The organism is Aeromonas dhakensis (assembly GCF_000820305.1).
In the GTDB taxonomy this organism is placed as follows: domain Bacteria; phylum Pseudomonadota; class Gammaproteobacteria; order Enterobacterales; family Aeromonadaceae; genus Aeromonas; species Aeromonas dhakensis.
Window position 1 is genome coordinate 75,158 of sequence record NZ_CDBH01000064.1, and the last position, 15,765, is coordinate 90,922.

17 protein-coding genes are annotated in these 15,765 nt (G+C 62.2%); 12 read left to right on the top strand and 5 right to left on the bottom strand.

Going from position 1 to position 15,765, the window contains the following annotated elements; genetic code table 11:
* The 6 genes from BN1143_RS18585 (at window position 1) to BN1143_RS18610 (ending at window position 6,129) form a co-directional block, all read left to right on the top strand.
* Window positions 1-348, top strand: coding sequence for an STAS domain-containing protein (locus BN1143_RS18585; protein ID WP_005301420.1), 348 nt, complete (start codon window positions 1-3; stop codon window positions 346-348).
* Window positions 345-761 (top strand): hypothetical protein, encoded by a 417-nt coding sequence (locus BN1143_RS18590; protein ID WP_042006406.1) that lies wholly within the window; start codon window positions 345-347, stop codon window positions 759-761. The genes BN1143_RS18585 and BN1143_RS18590 overlap by 4 nt, the downstream gene beginning before the upstream one ends.
* Before the next feature lie 17 nt (window positions 762-778).
* A complete protein-coding gene (locus BN1143_RS18595) occupies window positions 779-2,884 on the top strand; it encodes an SLBB domain-containing protein (protein ID WP_042006405.1) in 2,106 nt (701 codons plus the stop codon).
* A 1-nt stretch (window position 2,885) separates the two neighbouring features.
* Window positions 2,886-3,554 (top strand): P-loop NTPase family protein, encoded by a 669-nt coding sequence (locus BN1143_RS18600; protein ID WP_042051672.1) that lies wholly within the window; start codon window positions 2,886-2,888, stop codon window positions 3,552-3,554.
* A 10-nt stretch (window positions 3,555-3,564) separates the two neighbouring features.
* Window positions 3,565-5,052, top strand: coding sequence for a SpoIIE family protein phosphatase (locus BN1143_RS18605; protein WP_042051673.1), 1,488 nt, complete (start codon window positions 3,565-3,567; stop codon window positions 5,050-5,052).
* A 75-nt stretch (window positions 5,053-5,127) separates the two neighbouring features.
* Complete coding sequence (locus tag BN1143_RS18610) at window positions 5,128-6,129, top strand: glycosyltransferase family 4 protein (protein WP_005301413.1); 1,002 nt, start codon at window positions 5,128-5,130, stop codon at window positions 6,127-6,129.
* Window positions 6,130-6,620: 491 nt separating this feature from the next.
* Here the strand turns inward: BN1143_RS18610 and BN1143_RS18615 are convergent, their stop codons facing one another.
* From BN1143_RS18615 to BN1143_RS18625, 3 genes are read right to left on the bottom strand one after another with little or no spacing between them, the layout of a single operon-like run.
* Window positions 6,621-7,256 (bottom strand): sugar transferase, encoded by a 636-nt coding sequence (locus tag BN1143_RS18615; RefSeq protein WP_010633836.1) that lies wholly within the window; start codon window positions 7,254-7,256, stop codon window positions 6,621-6,623.
* Entirely contained in the window at window positions 7,253-8,446 is a 1,194-nt protein-coding gene (locus BN1143_RS18620) for a glycosyltransferase family 2 protein (RefSeq protein ID WP_042051674.1), read from the bottom strand. The genes BN1143_RS18615 and BN1143_RS18620 overlap by 4 nt, the downstream gene beginning before the upstream one ends.
* Window positions 8,447-8,490: 44 nt before the next feature.
* Window positions 8,491-9,591, bottom strand: a complete 1,101-nt coding sequence (locus tag BN1143_RS18625; RefSeq protein WP_042051675.1) for a glycosyltransferase — start codon at window positions 9,589-9,591, stop codon at window positions 8,491-8,493.
* Window positions 9,592-9,751: 160 nt separating this feature from the next.
* Between BN1143_RS18625 and BN1143_RS18630 the strand changes: the two genes are divergently transcribed.
* The 4 genes from BN1143_RS18630 (at window position 9,752) to BN1143_RS18635 (ending at window position 12,896) form a co-directional block, all read left to right on the top strand.
* A complete protein-coding gene (locus BN1143_RS18630) occupies window positions 9,752-11,155 on the top strand; it encodes a GumC family protein (RefSeq protein ID WP_042051676.1) in 1,404 nt (467 codons plus the stop codon).
* A gap of 533 nt (window positions 11,156-11,688) precedes the next feature.
* Entirely contained in the window at window positions 11,689-11,823 is a 135-nt protein-coding gene (locus BN1143_RS22945) for a zinc ribbon-containing protein (RefSeq protein ID WP_082038639.1), read from the top strand.
* Between the two features lie 11 nt (window positions 11,824-11,834).
* Window positions 11,835-12,062, top strand: a complete 228-nt coding sequence (locus tag BN1143_RS22190) for a DUF2188 domain-containing protein (protein ID WP_082038640.1) — start codon at window positions 11,835-11,837, stop codon at window positions 12,060-12,062.
* A gap of 414 nt (window positions 12,063-12,476) precedes the next feature.
* Window positions 12,477-12,896, top strand: a complete 420-nt coding sequence (locus BN1143_RS18635; protein WP_042051678.1) for a hypothetical protein — start codon at window positions 12,477-12,479, stop codon at window positions 12,894-12,896.
* Window positions 12,897-13,047: 151 nt separating this feature from the next.
* On the opposite strand, the gene BN1143_RS18640 is transcribed toward BN1143_RS18635, so the two are convergent.
* Window positions 13,048-13,908: a DUF1194 domain-containing protein gene (locus BN1143_RS18640; RefSeq protein ID WP_042051679.1), complete on the bottom strand. Its 861-nt coding sequence runs from the start codon at window positions 13,906-13,908 to the stop codon at window positions 13,048-13,050.
* Window positions 13,909-14,002: 94 nt separating this feature from the next.
* Here BN1143_RS18640 and BN1143_RS18645 point away from each other — a divergent pair, with 94 nt between their 5' ends.
* Together BN1143_RS18645 and BN1143_RS18650 are read left to right on the top strand one after the other, a co-directional pair.
* Window positions 14,003-14,824 (top strand): hypothetical protein, encoded by an 822-nt coding sequence (locus tag BN1143_RS18645; protein ID WP_042051680.1) that lies wholly within the window; start codon window positions 14,003-14,005, stop codon window positions 14,822-14,824.
* Window positions 14,808-15,260 carry a hypothetical protein gene (locus tag BN1143_RS18650; protein WP_042051682.1) on the top strand — a complete coding sequence of 151 codons (453 nt, stop codon included), beginning with the start codon at window positions 14,808-14,810 and terminating at the stop codon, window positions 15,258-15,260. Before BN1143_RS18645 ends, BN1143_RS18650 begins: the two co-directional genes overlap by 17 nt.
* Here the strand turns inward: BN1143_RS18650 and BN1143_RS18655 are convergent.
* Complete coding sequence (locus BN1143_RS18655; RefSeq protein WP_231570693.1) at window positions 15,235-15,762, bottom strand: hypothetical protein; 528 nt, start codon at window positions 15,760-15,762, stop codon at window positions 15,235-15,237. The two genes, BN1143_RS18650 and BN1143_RS18655, sit on opposite strands and share 26 nt — an antisense overlap.
* Between the last annotated feature and the right edge of the window lie 3 nt (window positions 15,763-15,765).

Sequence of the window (15,765 nt, forward strand, 5' to 3'; positions counted from 1 at the left end):
ATGGAAAGCATGACCTACACCCTTAACGACACTCAGGTTGTGGCATTGGAAAGCGAGTTTGATGCGATGGCCGTCAGTGAATTGCGCCCCTTATTTGAAAAGCTGTCGGAGTACACAGGTGATGTGCTGGCGGATCTGCGAGACGTGCACTTCATCGACTCCTCCGGGATCGGTGCCCTGGTGTTTCTCCACAAGCGGCTGGTGATGAACGGGCATCATCTGGAGATCATCTGTGGTCCGGGGCAACCCCGCGATCTGCTGGACATGCTGCACATCAACCGGGTTATTCCCTGTCATGAGAACGTGAAAGCCTACATGCAGTCATCCGGCATGGTGGTGGCATCATGAAGCACTGGCTTGTGCTCGGGATCTCGCTGCTGATGGCGGGTTGCGCGCAATGGCCATCCGAGGGCAAGGGGGGAATGGCAGAGCTGAGACCCACCTGGTTACCGTTAAATGAGGATGAACAACGCCTGCTGTCAGGTTATGATGAGCGTCAACAGAAGCTCGATCAGCAACTGGTCAGCCTGCAGCAGGCGGGTCTGCGTGACTGCATGCCGGCTGGACTAAAACAGCTACAATCTCAACGAGTTGATATAGTACGGGATGTACATGGCCGACTCTGGGCCGACGTATCCTGGCGTCAGGCCATGCTGGCCGAGTCGTTGAAGCAGGTGCGTTTGCAGCTGGAAAAGACCACCAGTGGGGGTTGTAGCCGGAGCTGGTCTGGACTTCCGTTGCGTCAGTGGAGGCAAACGTAACAATAAAAAGGATGTCTATGGATCGGGGCGCTATCAAGGGATTTATCGCGGTTGTTCTGTGGTTGTTTACCTGTCCGCTGCTGGCAAGCACCCTGCTGGCGCCGGGTGATCGGCTCTCAATCGTGCAGCCGGGGGAGGCCGCCTTCGACAAGCCCTTCCAGATCGACAAGCAGGGTGAAATCAAACTGCCCGAGGTGGGTACCGTGGTGGTGGGCGGCAAGACGCTCCCAGAGGCGGACGCCATCATTCGCACCGCCCTCAAGCCTGTCTACAACAACCTCTCCCAGCTGACCATCACCCTGTTGGAAAAGCGGCTGCTCATCAGCGTCATGGGCTATGTCAAAAAGCCCGGCAGCTATGATCTGGCCCCCGATGGCAACGTGCAGATGGCGCTGGATGCGGCCGGCGGCCTGGTACCTGGGGCCCAGCTCAACAACATGCAGGTGCGCCGCGGCGACACCGTCTCCAGTTTTGACTACAAGCGCTATCTCGATACCGGCGATGCCGGCCTCTTGCCCCCGCTGCAATCCCTCGACGTGGTCTTCGTGCCCGCATCCCCTCTCATCGGCAACGTCCAGATCGATTTTGATGCCGCCACCCTGGCCGCCGGCGGGGATGGCGACACCGGCAAGGCGATCAAGGTGTTTGGCGAGGTGAACAGCCCGGGCGCCTTCAGCTTCAAGAGTGGCAACTCCATCGTCGATCTGCTGATGCGGGCCGGCGGGGTGACCCGCTTTGCCGGGGTGGAGCGGATCCGGGTGATCAACGGGGATGCTCCCGAACTGTTCGATCTCAAGGCCTACCTCGATTCGGGCAACAACAAGCTGCTGCCGGCGCTGGCCCCCGGCGCCACCATCTTCGTGCCCAAGGACGAGGAGCAGATCAAGCGCGGGGCGCGCACCATCTACATCATGGGGGAGGTGTTCAAGCCTGGCGCCTACGAGGGGCGGGAGGGGGATACCTTCCTCGACATCCTGGCCAACGCCGGCGGGCCGACCCGCTATGCCGAGAGCCGCCAGATCCGCTTGCTGCGCACCAACGGCGCGGTCGAACCCATCGATCTGCAGGCCTATACCGAGGGCATGCAGAAAAACCTGCCGCAGATAAGGCCGGGCGACGCCATCTTCGTGCCGGAGAAGACCGACATCAACGAAAAATCCTGGCTCAAGGTGGCGCCGGGGCGGGCGGTGATGGTGATGGGGGCGGTGCGCATTCCCGGCCGCTATGAATGGTCTGACGAGATGTCGCTGCTCGATCTCATCGCTCATGCCGGTGGTCCCAACGAGCGGGCCGACATCGCCAAGGTGCAGATCCTGACCTCGGAGGGGGGCATGGCGACCCCGACCATCTTCGATCTCGACAAGTTTCTCCATCAGGGGGGGGCCCTTGGCAGCCTGCCCAGGATCCACGCCGGCTTCACCATCATGATCCCCGAGCTGCCCACCGATCCCAGCGACAACAAATCCCAGTGGGTGCGTCAGTCGCCGGACAGCTCCATCTACATCTTCGGTCAGGTCGGCGCCCCCGGTCGCTACGCCTTCAACGAGGAGATGGGCTTTATCGACATCCTCTCGGCGGCAGACGGCCCGACCCAGGCGGCGGACCTGCGCAATGTGCGCATCGCCCATCGCAACGGCAGCACGGCGCGGGTGAGCAAGCTGGATCTCTCCCTCTACTTCGAGACCGGCGACGAAACACTGTTGCCCAAGGTGCTGCCGGGGGACTCCATTTACCTGCCGGAGAAGAACCGCCCCTGGCTCGACGAGCCCAAGGAGAACACCATACGGGTGCTGGGGGCCATCGCCCGGCCGGGCCGCTATCGCTTCAACTCCTCCATGACGTTGCTGGATCTGCTGGCGGAAGCCGGCGGGCCCACCAGCTCGGCCTACATCAAGAAGATCGTGGTGATCAACATGGCCGTCAGCGGCCAGGGGGATCAGGCCCGTACCTTCGATCTGGACGGCTTTGCCAAGGAGCCCGATTTCAGCCAGCTGCCGGTGCTCAGGGCAGGGGACACCGTCTTCATCCCCGACAGCAAGAGCAGCAACTGGGCCATCTTCATGGACGGGATGCGTGACATTCTTACCACCATCTCGGTGGTCGCTCTGGTGGGAACCCTGTAACGTGAGCATCCCGATCCAGTACCTGGAACTGGAGTCGCTCTACGCCTCGACCCTGGCGCGGGGGATCCGCTCCCTGGCGGTCACCTCGGCCGAGGGGGGCGAGGGGGTCAGCACCATCTGCGAGGCGCTGGCCCGGCGCGCCGAGGCGGACGGCCTCAAGACCCTGCTGGTGGATCTCAACCTCTATCACCCAGGCCGGCCCGCCGGCCAGGCCTGGGGGCCCAACGACGTGCCCGAGCCCCAGCACCAGGGCCACGCCCTGGCGGTGCTGCCGGCGCCGGGCAAGGATCTGATGGCCTTTCGCAACAAGGAGACCCTGCGCGCCCTGCTGGTGCGCTGGCTCGAGCACTATGATGTTGTGCTGTTCGATACCTCCCCCCTCAATGCCCTCAACCGGGGCAATATCCCGGCGGATCAGGTGTGCGCCGCCTGTGAGGGGGCCCTGCTGGTGGTGCTGGCCGGCGTGACGCCGACCACCATGGTGCAGAGCGCCGTGGAGAAGCTGATCCGGGCCGAGGCCAATCTGCTGGGGGCCGTGTTCAACGACAGGGTCAATCCGGGGCTGGCCAGCGAGATCCTGCGCGAACTCAACCGGCTGCCGAGCAACCGGCTGACCGAGTGGCTCAAACGCTGGTGCCGACGCAGCATGCTGCTCAACTTCCGGATCTGAGGGAGACGATATGAAAGAGTGGTTGCGATCCGCCCCCGCCACCCTGCAGTCGGTACGCGAGCTGCGCGGCCGTCTGGCGCAAGGGTTGGCACTGTTTCAGGTTGCCCCCGAGGAGCAGGCCAACTGGCTGCTCTGTTTCAGCGAGCTCGCCACCAATATCGTGCGTCATGGCGAGCCGCCGGCGAGCCAGCTCTGGCTCAGCCTGCAGCAGGATGAGTCGGGCCTGAGTCTGCAACTGGATGACGACGGCGGGCCCCAGCCCGCGCTGGCGGCCAACCCCCTGCCGGCAGAGCCGCAGGAGGGGGGCTATGGTCTGGCGCTGGTGCACAGCCTGTTTGAGGAAGTGAGCTTCAGCCATCAGCAGGGGCGCAACCGGGTGACCCTGCGGGCCCGGCACGCTCCCCGGCGGATGCCCATGGTGGCGGTGATCGACGATGACAAGGTGATGCGCACCCTGCTCACCGGCTATCTGCACGACCACTATCAGGTCGACAGCTTTGCCGATCCCCTGGCGGCCCTGCAGGCGCTGGGACGCCAGCCGCCGGATCTGGTGCTCTCCGACATCGAGATGGAGGGGATCGACGGCTTCGCCCTGCGCCAGCAGCTGATGAAGGATCCCAAGATGCGCGGGGTCCCCTTCATCTTTCTGACCGGCCACCATGATCAATGGACCCAGAGCCGGGCTGGCGCCCTTGGCATCGATGATTTCCTGATCAAGCCCATCACCAAGCAGGCGCTGCAGCTGGCGGTCGCCCGGGTGCTCAAGCGGTCGGCCCAGCTCAAGGCCCAGTGGGGGGATCAGCTGGATCAGCGGATGACCTCGGCCCTGCGCCCCCTGCTGCCGGCCAATCAGCTGCACGGCTATCAGCTGGCGTTGCAAACCCGCGCCGCCGCCGTGGGGGGCGGGGATTTCCTGCTGGTGAAGGAGCGGGTGCTGTGGCTCGGGGACGTGATGGGGCACGATGCCGAGGCCAAGTTCTTCGCCCACGCCTACGCGGGCTATCTGCGCGGTCTGCTGACCGCCCAGAGCGAGCAGCGATCTCCTGCCAGCCTGCTGACTACCCTCTCCACCGCCGTGCACAGCGATCCCCTGCTGGGGGCGACCCTGCTCACCACCCTCTGCATCGAGCTGGGGGAGGCGGGCCGCGTTCGCTGGGCCAGCGCCGGGCACCCGGCCCCCTGGCTCATCGGGGCGGACGGAATGCACCCGCTCGGCGTCACCGGCCCCTTGCCTGGTCTGCGACCGGATCCCCACTTCAAGACCTGCGAGCATCAGTTGCAGCCGGGCGAGCGCCTGCTGTTCTGGACCGATGGCCTGCTGGAGAGCCGGGACCCCGCCGAGCGCCAGTTGTGGGAGGCGCAGCTGCAGCAGATCTGTCTCACCCCCGCACCCGGCCTGGAGCAGCTGGCCCTGGCCATCGCCACCTGGTTTGACGAGCGGGCCGACAAGGCCCCGGATGACATGACCCTGCTGCTGGTGGCATTTCCTGCCGACTGAGGCCCCCAAACTGCTGGCACACTCTATGCAAAACCCCCGCTGCAGGTGGCCCGACGCCACCAGAGGAGGTTGCCCATGTTGCCAACACATCAGGTCTGGCTCGCCATCGATGCCCGCCAGGTCGGCGGGATAGAGATCCACATCACCCACCTTGCCCGCGATCTGCTGGCGCGGGGTCTGAACACCACCATAGTGCTGGTGGCGGATCACGGTATGACCCCCTTTGTCACTCTGCTGAGGCAACAGGGGCTGCCATACCGGGTCTGTCGCAACAGCCGTGACTTCGTGCGGGTGCTGGCTGGCCAGCCCGGCTTCGTGCTGCTGCACACCCACGGCTACAAGGCCGGGATCCTGGGGCGCCTCACCGCCTGGTGCAGCGGCAAGCCTGTGGTCTCCACCTTTCACAGCGGGGATGACGGGGAGGGTTGGCTGAAACTCTACAGCTGGCTCGACCGGTTCACGGCCCGCTTTGCGAAGTGCATCGCAGTGAGCGATCCCATCGCCCGCAGATTGCCTGTGCCGAGCACCGTCATCAGCAATTTTGTCCCCATGCCTGCCGCCCCGGTGGCGGTGGCGGGCAATCGCATCGCCTTCGTCGGTCGCCTATCCGCCGAGAAGGGGCCCCAGGCGTTCTGCCAGCTGGCCGCCTTCTGCCCGGAGGGGAGTTTTCACCTCTACGGTGAGGGGCCGCTGATGGGGGATCTCAGCATGCAGTATGGAGATCGCGTCGAGTTTCACGGTTTTCGCCGGATGGCTGACGAGTGGCAGCATATCGATCTGCTCTGCATCACCTCCCGCTTCGAGGGGCTGCCGCTGGTGGCGCTGGAGGCCATGGCCCACGGCATCCCGGTCTGCGCCTTTGCGGTGGGGGGGCTGGTGTCGCTGATTGACCACAAGTCCAACGGCTGGCTGGTGGAGCCGGGCCAGGTGCAGGACATGGCGGCCATCGTCAACTACTGGCTGAGTCGCGACGAGCAGGCGCGGGGCGCCATGAGCCGGGCCGCCCGCCAGACCATCGCCCGGGGTTACAGCGTCAACCACAGGGTGAGCGATATCCTGGCGGTCTATGGCGGCTGATCCCGGGCCGCCGGCACACAGCCAGCAAGCGCAGCGAGTGGCCAGGCCACTCGCTTTTTTTATGGCTGTGCTCCACGCCTTCGGTTAACCCCCTCTCCCTGTCAGCCTCGTGCTGCTGCTCTGCCTATCGGGCGCAGGAGATGGTGCGGCTGGATGCCTCAGTCCGCGAGGCTCCTGACGAGGTGACACAGCACAGGCGGTGCCAAGCCGCTTGCCCACGAACACCTCGTAAAGAAGCAGGCCGCGACCTCTGGCTCCCCCTGGCAGGGAGCCACAGCAGGCGACGGGGAAAGGGGGCGGCGCCAACCGCCCCAGGGTGGGCATGGCTGTCGCTCTAGTGAGGGGATGTGAGTGAGGCAAGCCACGGGCTCGGCTCGCTGTCAGCAATGAGATGAAAAGGGGCTGCAGGCCCGACAGGCTGGCGTGGTTGAAGGTGAAAAGCATCGGGCCACTGCCAAGGCAGTGGCCCGAGAACCGGCAGCGGGGGAGGCTCAGCGCCCCTTCTTGCCCACCATGATGGCGACCGTCTTGCCGATGATCTGCATGTCCTGCAGCAGCCAGCGCCAGGGGTGGAGCAGGGTCACCGAGTAGGCGAGATCGAAGGCGAGCTTGCTGCGCACATCGTCAAGCGACTCGTCATAGCCCTGATTGACCTGGGCCAGCCCTGTGATGCCGGGGGCGATCTCATAGGTGCGCTCGATAAAGAAGGGCACCGCATCCTCCAGCCGGTTGGCGATGCCGGGGCGCTCCGGCCGCGGCCCGATGAGCGACATCTCCCCCTTGAGCACGTTGAGGAACTGGGGCAGCTCGTCGAGCCGGGTCTTGCGCAGGAAGTTGCCGCTGCGGGTGATCCGGCTGTCGGCCTTGCCGCACCAGACAGGCCCGGTGCCCGCCTCGGCATCGGCGCGCATGGTGCGAAACTTGATCATGAAGAAGAGCTCGGTGTGGCTGGCGTGGCTGCGGCCAATGCGCAGCTGGCGAAAGAACACCGGGCCCGGGCTGTCGAGCCGTATGGCCAGCATGATGAGTGGCCACAGGGGCAGGGTCAGCAGCAGGCCGAGGCTGGCACCGGCCAGATCCATGATGCGCTTGAGCACCTGGGTCGCTTTGGGGATGGGGTGTTTCATGCTGCTCTCTCCTGTGTGGTGGGGCGGGTCAGCATCCGCAGGCCGTAGCGCAGGGAGCCGATGCCGTTGTACCAGTGTCCGAGTACCAGATAGTGGATCTTGCGAAACAGACCGGGCCAGTTGTGCAGCGGGGTGAGCTGGATCAGCAGCACTAGGGCGTAGCCCAGCAGCTGGGCGGCCAGCAGCGCCGCGAACAAGGGCGAGTGGATGGCCAGCGGAATGGCGCAGAGCCACAGCAGGGTCAGGCAGAGGGGCATGAGCACCCGCAAGCCCTTGCCACTGGCGAAGTTGAACGCCACCCAGCCGAATCTGGGGTGCAGCAGCGGCAGCAGACGCAGCAACTGCTGGGTGTTGCCGGCACCGATGCGCTTGCGGCGCTTGGACTCCAGCTGGGCATCGGAGACCTCCAGCTCAAGGGCTGCGCAGCGATTGTCATAGACCGCCTTGTAGCCTCTGGCGATGGCCTGCATCGGCAGGATGAAGTCGTCGTTGATGGTATCGGGCGCCAGCGGCGCCAGGCAGTCACTGCGCATCACGTAGAAGGCGCCGTGGGCCCCCAGCATGCTGCCAAGGGCGGATTCGCACAGCTTGATCTGGCTCTGGTAGCGCCAGTAGCTGGCCTCACCCTGGGAGCCCGGCTGCCAGAAGCGATAGGCTTCGCCCACCACGCCGACGGCAGGATCCTGAAAGTGGGCGGCGGCCAGCAGCAGGCTGTCGATGGGCAGCAGGGCCGACACATCGCTGAAGGCGACCAGGGGGGTGTCAATCTGGGTCATCGCCTCGTTGAGCACGGCCACCTTGCCGCGATTGCGCGGGTGCTCGAACAGCCGGATCTGCAGCTGCAGCAGGGCGGGATCGCCGAGCTGGCAGAGGGCAATGGCATAGCTGTCGTCGGTGCAGCCATCAAAATGCAGGTGCACCGCCAGCTTGTCGGCCGGGTAGTCGAGGCTGGCCAGATTCTGCAGCTTGGCCGCCAGGGTGGTCGCCTCGTTGTAGATGGGCATCACCAGGGTGATGGCGGGGAGCTGCTCATCGCCGACCTCGGTCCGAAAACCCCGTTGGTGCGGGGTCGGTTGGTGCTGGCGCGAGCAGGCCCGTTTGCCAACCCATTTGAGCAGCAGTGGGTAACCCACATGGTGGTACACCACCAAGGCTGCACACAGCCAGAACACGATCATGATCCATTCCATGGGAGGCTCCTTTTGCTGTCTCTTCGCGTGTCGGTGGCATCGCCTCAGCGGGCGTACAGCGCCTGATAGGCTTGAGCCATCCGGCTCAGGCTGCCCTGTTCACAGACAAATTCACGGGTGACGGTGCGCAGGCCACGAGAGTTGAGCAACCCCTGTGCCAGAAGTTGCGCCAGCAGAGCCGGATCTCGCGTCTCCAGCAGCTGACCGCTGGCCGGGCAGACGATATCGGCGGCGGCCCCCACCGCGCTCATCACCACCGGCACGCCGCAGGCCTGGGCCTCCAGCACGCACAGGGGCATCCCCTCCGCTAGCGACGGCAGGCAGAAGAGATCCAGTCCCTGATAGAAGCGGGGCATCTGCTCCACCAGGCCGAGAAAGTGCACCCGATGGGCAATCCCCAGCAGTCGGCACTGCTGCTGCAACGCATTTTGCAAACTGCCCACCCCGGCCAGTGCAAGATGCACCTCGGGGGAGAGCCGCGCCACGGCCTCCAGCAGCAGGTGGTGACCCTTGACCGTCTCAAGGCGAGCGGCGCAGCCGATGAGCCTGACCCCGAGGGGCAAGCCCAGCGCCTGGCGCGCCAGCTCGACGGGGCCCGGGACGAAGCGCCCCTCGTCGATGCCGTTGGGGATCACCTGGGCCTGGATGGCGCCGAGCCTCGCCTGCAGCTGGTGCGCCACCGGGGTGGCGTCTGCCACCAGGGTGGGCCGCAAGGTGCGCAGCCCCAGCCCGGCCAGCTGGCGCTGGCGGGGATCGTCGAGATACCAGGCGTCATGCTCGGTGTGGATAAGACTCGCCACCCGGGCCAGCCTGGCGGCCAGCCCGCCATAGAGCAGCGGGCCCAGATGGTGGGTGTGCACCGCTGCCGGCCGCAGCTGGCGCAGCAGGCGGATGAGGCGATAGAGGGTGGCCAGCGACCAGCCGGCGGGCTTGTCAAGACAGTGGATCCGCGAGGCAAATGGCCCCAGGGCGGGCCAGGCGGCGAGCAGCGCCTCCTTGCTCCCCTCCAGCGAGACGATGTGCATGGGCTGGTGGCACTCGTTGGCCTGGCTGAGGTTGAGCACCATGGTCTCCAGCCCCCCTGGCTGCAGGTGCTGGACGATTTGCACGATGGCGGTGCTGGCTGACCGGGCGGTGATGGGCATGGCGCTCTCCTCACAGTTGTCGGCCCTTCCCGGGCCCCTTGGCGGGACTATGCGAATCCTGTACCACAACGTCTGCCATGTTGGCCCGCTTGCTGGCATTACCCTTGCATTTCCTCCTCCATTCGTGGAATGCCATACCTGCCTTGAGGGGAGTGACGCCATGCCGGTCCAGTTCTACTACAACCTCTACATCATCCTCTTCGCCGCCTGGCGGCGCCGTTATCTCATCCTGATGCCGGCCCTGGTCATGCCGCTGGTGGGGGTGGGGATTGGCTTGCTCAGCCCCAAGGTGTACGAGAGCCGCACCACCTTCATGGTGCCGCAGGATTCCAACCAGACGCCGACCCTCAAGGATCTGATCACCCAGGAGAGCCTCAAGGATCGTTTCGCGGTGCTGGAGGCCATGCTGCGCAGCCGCTACGTGATGGACGGGGTGGCGCGGGACCGCAAGCTGGTGGATGACAACACCCCGCCGGCCAAGCGCGACGCCATCATGGACTGGCTCTCGGCGTCCGTTTCCATCCGGCTCATCGGGGACGAGGTGATCGAGCTGAAGGTGAAAGCCGACTCGGCAGAGAGCAGCGCCGGCCTGCTGGAGGCCGTCTCGCGCCGCTTCTTCTTCAACCTCCTGAACAAGGGGCGCCAGTCGGCCGAGTCCTCCGAGCGCTTCCTGCAAAGCCAGCTCGACAGCCGGCGCAGCGAGCTGCAGGGGGCCGAACAGCTGCTGGCAGATTTCAAACGTGAACATGCCAGCGCCCTGCCGGATCAGCAAAATGCCAACGCCGCCCGGCTCTACGGCCTGAAAGATCGCCACGCCGAGAGCCTGCTTCAGTTGCAGCAGGCCAAGACCCGGGTCGAGCAGCTCTCCCACGGCCAGGAGGGGGCGATGGCCCGCAGCCTGGAGGAGAAGCTGCAGCAGATGCAAACCGAGCTGGCCCTGCTGCGGGTGCGTTACAGCGATCAGCACAGCGAGGTGCAGAGCCTGCGCTACCAGATTGAGCAGTTGCAACAGGAGCTGGAACAGCAGAAGAGCCAACCCGGCGTGGCGGTCGGTCCTGAGTGGGATCAGGCCAGGGCCCAGCTGGCCGAGGCCGAGCAGAATGCCGCCGCGCTGCAGGCCCAGCTCGACGATCTGAACAAGGTGGTGGCCTCCCAGGGCGAAACGGAGAGTCAGCTGGCGGAGCTGGAGCGCGATCTTGAGGTCAAGCGCTCCCTCTATCAGGATCTGCTGCTGCGCTACGAGAAGGCCAAGGTGACCGGGGCGCTCGGCAGCTTCGAGCCCGGCGAGCGGATCAAGGTGATCGACAGGCCCTTCGCCCCGAGCAAGCCCAGCAACTACCCGCTCTGGCTGTTTCTGATCGCCGGCATGGTGGGGGGCTTCGGGCTCGGCTGCGGTCTGGCGCTGCTGATTGAACTGGCGGATACCAGTCTGCGCCGCACCGATCAGCTGGCAGCGCTTATCAAGGCACCTGTGCTCAGTCGCATTCCCTATTGCGAACCCGTGCATACACACAGCGGCCAGGCGGCTCATGCCCAGCCACCGCTGGTGGAGGTGCCAGGTTGATATATGCCCGTGGCCATCAAGGCAGGTCACCACTATGAACCCGAATATTTCTGATAAGGCCTCGTAATGAGGCCTTTTTTTATGTCACTCAGATAGCGTCTGACCAACGGCTATGGTTTGCGACGAACTTGATGTGATTGCAACGATAAGGTCTGGTGGCAGTTTCTTATTTCGCTTATTGACTGTGGTTTTATACAGTGATACAAGTGGAGCTAGAATAGAATGTTGATAATTTACTCATAAAACAAAGGCTGGTTGCTAATGCACTGATTTTAAAAAAATTTGTTGGTTTTTGTGACGAGTGGTAGGGCATGGCTGGATGTTCTCAAAAAAACGGCTATCTGAGGTTTCTGAAATACTTGGTATACCGCCTACACTCGTTGAAATATAACAAATGACTTTAATCGTTTGCAGTGCTAACAGGGGCGGGCTGAAGCCAGCCTCTTAACAAAAAGTTAAATTTCTTGGTGTCTTGCTGTGTATCCCTCACAGTAAGTGCAGTGCTATTACAGGGAAATGAATGGAGATAACATATGTCTACTACTGGAGAGAAACCAGGAAAAGGTGCATATACATGCGATAACTGTGGTCAGGTGGTTGTATTGGATGACAACTCCGATACTTTACCACCTTGTCCAAAATGCCAAGAAACTGAATATACGCCATAGGAGAAAGCGTTATGGGGGGTAAATCTACGCATGTTGTTCCAAACCCTGATGGTGGTTGGGACATTAAGCAAAGCGGCGGTCAACGTTCATCTGGTCATTTTGACAGAAAACAGGATGCGGTAGATCGAGCAAGAGAGATTAGCCAAAATCAAAATACGGAGCTGGTTATTCATAACAAGGACGGCCAAATTGGTGGAAAGGATAGTCACGGTAATGACCCGTTTCCGCCTAAAGGGTAGTTAAACTTAACAATTCAATCAGCCGACTGCTATCGCGTCGGCTGATTGAGGTATTATGAGTAGATGGAGTTAGGGTAATAAATATGGATGAGCATTTTTATAAATATCATTGGTTCGATTAGCCGGTAGGCGTAATCAGATTCTCGTGGTGATACTCCCCACTAATGCGGCCAATACGTCCAGACCGGTGGTCTTTGGTTGCCTACTCGAGAGTGAGTTTTTTGGGGGGAAGTGACAAAATGTGAGGGGTTGGCGAGTTAAATAAACATATTACAGAAAGCTTGCTAACGTCCGATTACGATTTCACTAATCTAACCTGCGGCCTTGTGACAAAAAATTTTATTTTTTTTTGACAGTTTTTATGCATTAATATATTTAGGTTTGGCATTGTAATAACCGAAAGGAATTCTTGATATGAATTTTGAAGTAAGTTCAGTTTTGGGATGGCTTGGGATTATGTTGGCTATAGTTGAAGTATGGCGTCCGAAGTTATCGGTAATGTTAGAGAATTATATCGGTAAGCAAGTTTCAGAAGTTAACGACTTTCAGACTCTCTTCCTAAATGAGTATAGAGTTTTATCTAAGGTGGCTAATAGCTCTATTAAAGAGGCTCTTAAGGGGCCCCAATTAATGACCATGGAAGAGCTTAAAGGAAGTACCTATACATCTATTGCGAATATAAAGTCTTATTTGTGGTTTTATTTTGTCACATTAGTGAATGTCATGGTTTTGAAACCAATTAGGCTTTTATTAGTATTCCTAAACAGAATCGGTAGAGGTAGGGCCGTTGGTGGCTTAGGCATCATTATGGCTATATTGAGTACCATTTTATGAAATGGTGTCGATGATTCTGTTGGCAAAGCATTTCGGTGTTGACTACGGGCGGTATCCAAACCAGATGTTGTAGAACCCCTGCCGATAGCCATGATCACAGCAAAAAATCAGGGAGCATCAGCTCCCTAATCACGACACACAGGGTGACAAACTAGCCGACGGCTGGTATCGGTTGCCAGCCGGCGTTCTGCTGGTTGCAGTTCGAATTACGGCCTTGAGTCCGGCGTTGATAGCGCCAGGCCAGCAGCAAGGGCATGCCCAGCAGCAGCTGGGCCGCCAGCGGGATCTCCTCGATGGGGGCCGCCAGCGCACCCTCTGGAATGATCCCCCCCTCAATCTCGGCCGCGAGTTTCAGCTCGAGGGCGCTGCCAAAATCGGCGAAGGTGGTGGCGTTGATGACGAAGGCATCCTCGCCGCCGGCGATATTGTTCAGATACCAATCCTGCAGCACCCCATCGGGGTAGTCCTGGCCTATGGTGATGCCGTTGATGGTATCGATGCCGGAGGCGAGCAGCTGATCCCGTACCGTCGAGGTATCCAGCCCGGCATTCTGGATCCCGTCACCGGAGACATCCATCACCTGGCGCGTGGCGGTGAAGTCGTTGGTATCGAACTGCAGGGCGCCAAATTGCATGGCCGAGCCCGGCGCCGTCATCCCCGAGTAGGGGCGTGTCAGGGCGTCCAGGGTGGCGGCAAACTCGTTGATGGAGGTCATGTCATAGAGGTAGAACCAGTCGGTCATCACCGCCTGCTGGGTCGAGCCGCTCCACATCACCATCTGCACGGCGATGGTGCCCAGCTTGCCGTCGCTGGTATCCAGGATGGCGTCTTGCACCGCCTGGCTGTAAAACGCATCCACATACCCCTGCAACTGCAGGTTGAACTCCTGGGCCGTCACGCTGCCCGACACGTCCATCAGCAGTTGCAGCTCGGTATCCACTTCGGTCAAAGCGTAGGCGGGGGCGCTGATCAGCAGCATCCCCACCAGCCCTGCCAACGGTTTTAGTCTCATAACTCACTCCTTCTCCTTGAGGCCTGGCCCTGATCCTCAGTGCCGATGGGGAGGATGAATAAAGCGTGCCACTTTGCAGGTATCAGCAGCAGGCATGAAATTTGCGGTCTTCGCACAGGATGAAAACGAACAAGTGCGGGGTGAGGCGATGGAGATCCGTCCCTGGCAGTGGGCGCCCAACTGGTTGTTGTTGGGGTTGGTCAATCAGTGGGCCATGGTGTGGCTCAACACGGGCCATTTCAACTTGCTGGTGGTGTTGCTGATTGCCATCTGGTGGCAAATTGCATCGCGGGTTGCGCCAGCCTGGCAACCTGGCCGCGCTGCTCTGCTGCTCTTCTCGCTGCTGCTGTTGATCCCGAGCGCCAGTTGCAAGGCGCTGGCCTGCCTGCTGCTGGCCGCGAGCCTGTGGCGGCGGCAGCAGCCTTGGGATGAGCGCGCTGCGCTGCACATAGTGGTGGCCTTCACCCTGGCCGTGCTGTGGGGGCAGCAGCTCTTTGCCCTCTGCTCCGGCCCCGTGCTGGCGCTTGATGCCTGGGGCGTGGGCCAGTGGTTACAACTGCTGGGGTGGGAGGCGGTGCAAAGCGGCAATCGCATCGAGCGGGTGGGGGGCCATGCCCTGATCGTGCTCAAGGGGTGCTCCTCGTTCTCCCAGCTCTATCTGGTGGCGCTGGCCTGGCTGGTCTCCTCCTGCTGGCTCGCCCCGGGGCGGGCGCTGCACCGTCAGCTGCCCTTGCTGGGGCTGGTCTTGCTGCTCTATATCGGCAGCAACCAGCTGCGGCTGGTGCTGATGAGCCTGGATCTGCGCTGGTACGGCTGGCTGCATACCGGCACGCTCGCCCAGCTCTACCAGTGGCTGGTGCTGCTGTTGCTGATGACCATCCTGTTTAGCAGGGGGCGCCATGTCACCACCGATTAGGGGCTATCTCTGGCTGGTGCTGCTGGCACTGGCCTCCGCCGGCGCCATGGGGTGGCGCTATCAGCACCGCCAGCCGGTGGAGGGCGCGCGCCAGATGCTGCAGGAACTCCGCCAGCTCGGCTGGCAGCGGCAGGGGGCCAGCCCCTTGCTGGGGGGCACCTATGTCGGCTACCGGCTGCGCCACCCAAATTGTGACGGGGTCTTGCAGGCGATGGCGGTGGCCCCGGATCGGGAGGCCATGTCGGTAAGACTCGCAGGCAAAGGCCAACTGCAGGGGGTGATGTTTCAGGGGCAGTGGCACCCGGAGCCGCCACTGCTGGCCTATCGGCTCAATCAGGGCTGGCACAAGTTGTGGGGCGACGCGCCGGCCCCCCTCTATCGGGTGGCGCTGCCTGCGGCCTGTCTTGCCCTTATTGCGCCTGGCGAGCCTCGTTGAGGGGGCTCGCCGCGTCGGCCGGCAACACCCGGATCAGCAGGCTGTTCGGGGCCAGCATGGGGTCGTAGCGTGGTTCGAGCTCGATGGCGCGGGCACTGAGCAGGCTGGCCAGCTTGCCAAGGCGGCTGCTGGCAAGGCGCGCACTCTCCAGCATGTCGGTCTGCGGCCCGGGGCCGCTGATAAGGGCTATCTTCGCCGGATCCCGCTGGCCGAGAAACTGGTGCAACTGCTGCTCCTGATCCGCCGCCAACATCACCGCTTCCTCCTGATAAGTCAGCGACAGCTGGGCCTGCTCGGCCAACTGCTGTTGGCGCAGCTGCGCCAGCATGGGCAGAGGATCCTCGGTGGGCGTCTGGCGAGCACAGCCAGTGAGTAGCAAAGAGGGTAGCAAAGAGGGCAGCAAGGAGAGCAGCAAGCCTGCGGCAAGCTTGATGTGGCGGGGGCGACGCCCGGCACGCTGGCGCCCAAAAGCCTTTATGTTGGTGACGTTCTGATGCGGCATAAG

What these genes read in the sequence shown, in the direction of transcription:
- BN1143_RS18585 (WP_005301420.1), top strand. Translation starts at nt 1, where the DNA reads ATGGAAAGCATGACCTACACCCTTAACGACACTCAGGTTGTGGCATTG.
- BN1143_RS18590 (WP_042006406.1), top strand. Translation starts at nt 345, where the DNA reads ATGAAGCACTGGCTTGTGCTCGGGATCTCGCTGCTGATGGCGGGTTGC.
- BN1143_RS18595 (WP_042006405.1), top strand. Translation starts at nt 779, where the DNA reads ATGGATCGGGGCGCTATCAAGGGATTTATCGCGGTTGTTCTGTGGTTG.
- BN1143_RS18605 (WP_042051673.1), top strand. Translation starts at nt 3,565, where the DNA reads ATGAAAGAGTGGTTGCGATCCGCCCCCGCCACCCTGCAGTCGGTACGC.
- BN1143_RS18610 (WP_005301413.1), top strand. Translation starts at nt 5,128, where the DNA reads ATGTTGCCAACACATCAGGTCTGGCTCGCCATCGATGCCCGCCAGGTC.
- BN1143_RS18615 (WP_010633836.1), bottom strand. Translation starts at nt 7,256, where the DNA reads ATGAAACACCCCATCCCCAAAGCGACCCAGGTGCTCAAGCGCATCATG.
- BN1143_RS18620 (WP_042051674.1), bottom strand. Translation starts at nt 8,446, where the DNA reads ATGGAATGGATCATGATCGTGTTCTGGCTGTGTGCAGCCTTGGTGGTG.
- BN1143_RS18625 (WP_042051675.1), bottom strand. Translation starts at nt 9,591, where the DNA reads ATGCCCATCACCGCCCGGTCAGCCAGCACCGCCATCGTGCAAATCGTC.
- BN1143_RS18630 (WP_042051676.1), top strand. Translation starts at nt 9,752, where the DNA reads ATGCCGGTCCAGTTCTACTACAACCTCTACATCATCCTCTTCGCCGCC.
- BN1143_RS22945 (WP_082038639.1), top strand. Translation starts at nt 11,689, where the DNA reads ATGTCTACTACTGGAGAGAAACCAGGAAAAGGTGCATATACATGCGAT.
- BN1143_RS22190 (WP_082038640.1), top strand. Translation starts at nt 11,835, where the DNA reads ATGGGGGGTAAATCTACGCATGTTGTTCCAAACCCTGATGGTGGTTGG.
- BN1143_RS18635 (WP_042051678.1), top strand. Translation starts at nt 12,477, where the DNA reads ATGAATTTTGAAGTAAGTTCAGTTTTGGGATGGCTTGGGATTATGTTG.
- BN1143_RS18640 (WP_042051679.1), bottom strand. Translation starts at nt 13,908, where the DNA reads ATGAGACTAAAACCGTTGGCAGGGCTGGTGGGGATGCTGCTGATCAGC.
- BN1143_RS18645 (WP_042051680.1), top strand. Translation starts at nt 14,003, where the DNA reads ATGAAATTTGCGGTCTTCGCACAGGATGAAAACGAACAAGTGCGGGGT.
- BN1143_RS18650 (WP_042051682.1), top strand. Translation starts at nt 14,808, where the DNA reads ATGTCACCACCGATTAGGGGCTATCTCTGGCTGGTGCTGCTGGCACTG.
- BN1143_RS18655 (WP_231570693.1), bottom strand. Translation starts at nt 15,762, where the DNA reads ATGCCGCATCAGAACGTCACCAACATAAAGGCTTTTGGGCGCCAGCGT.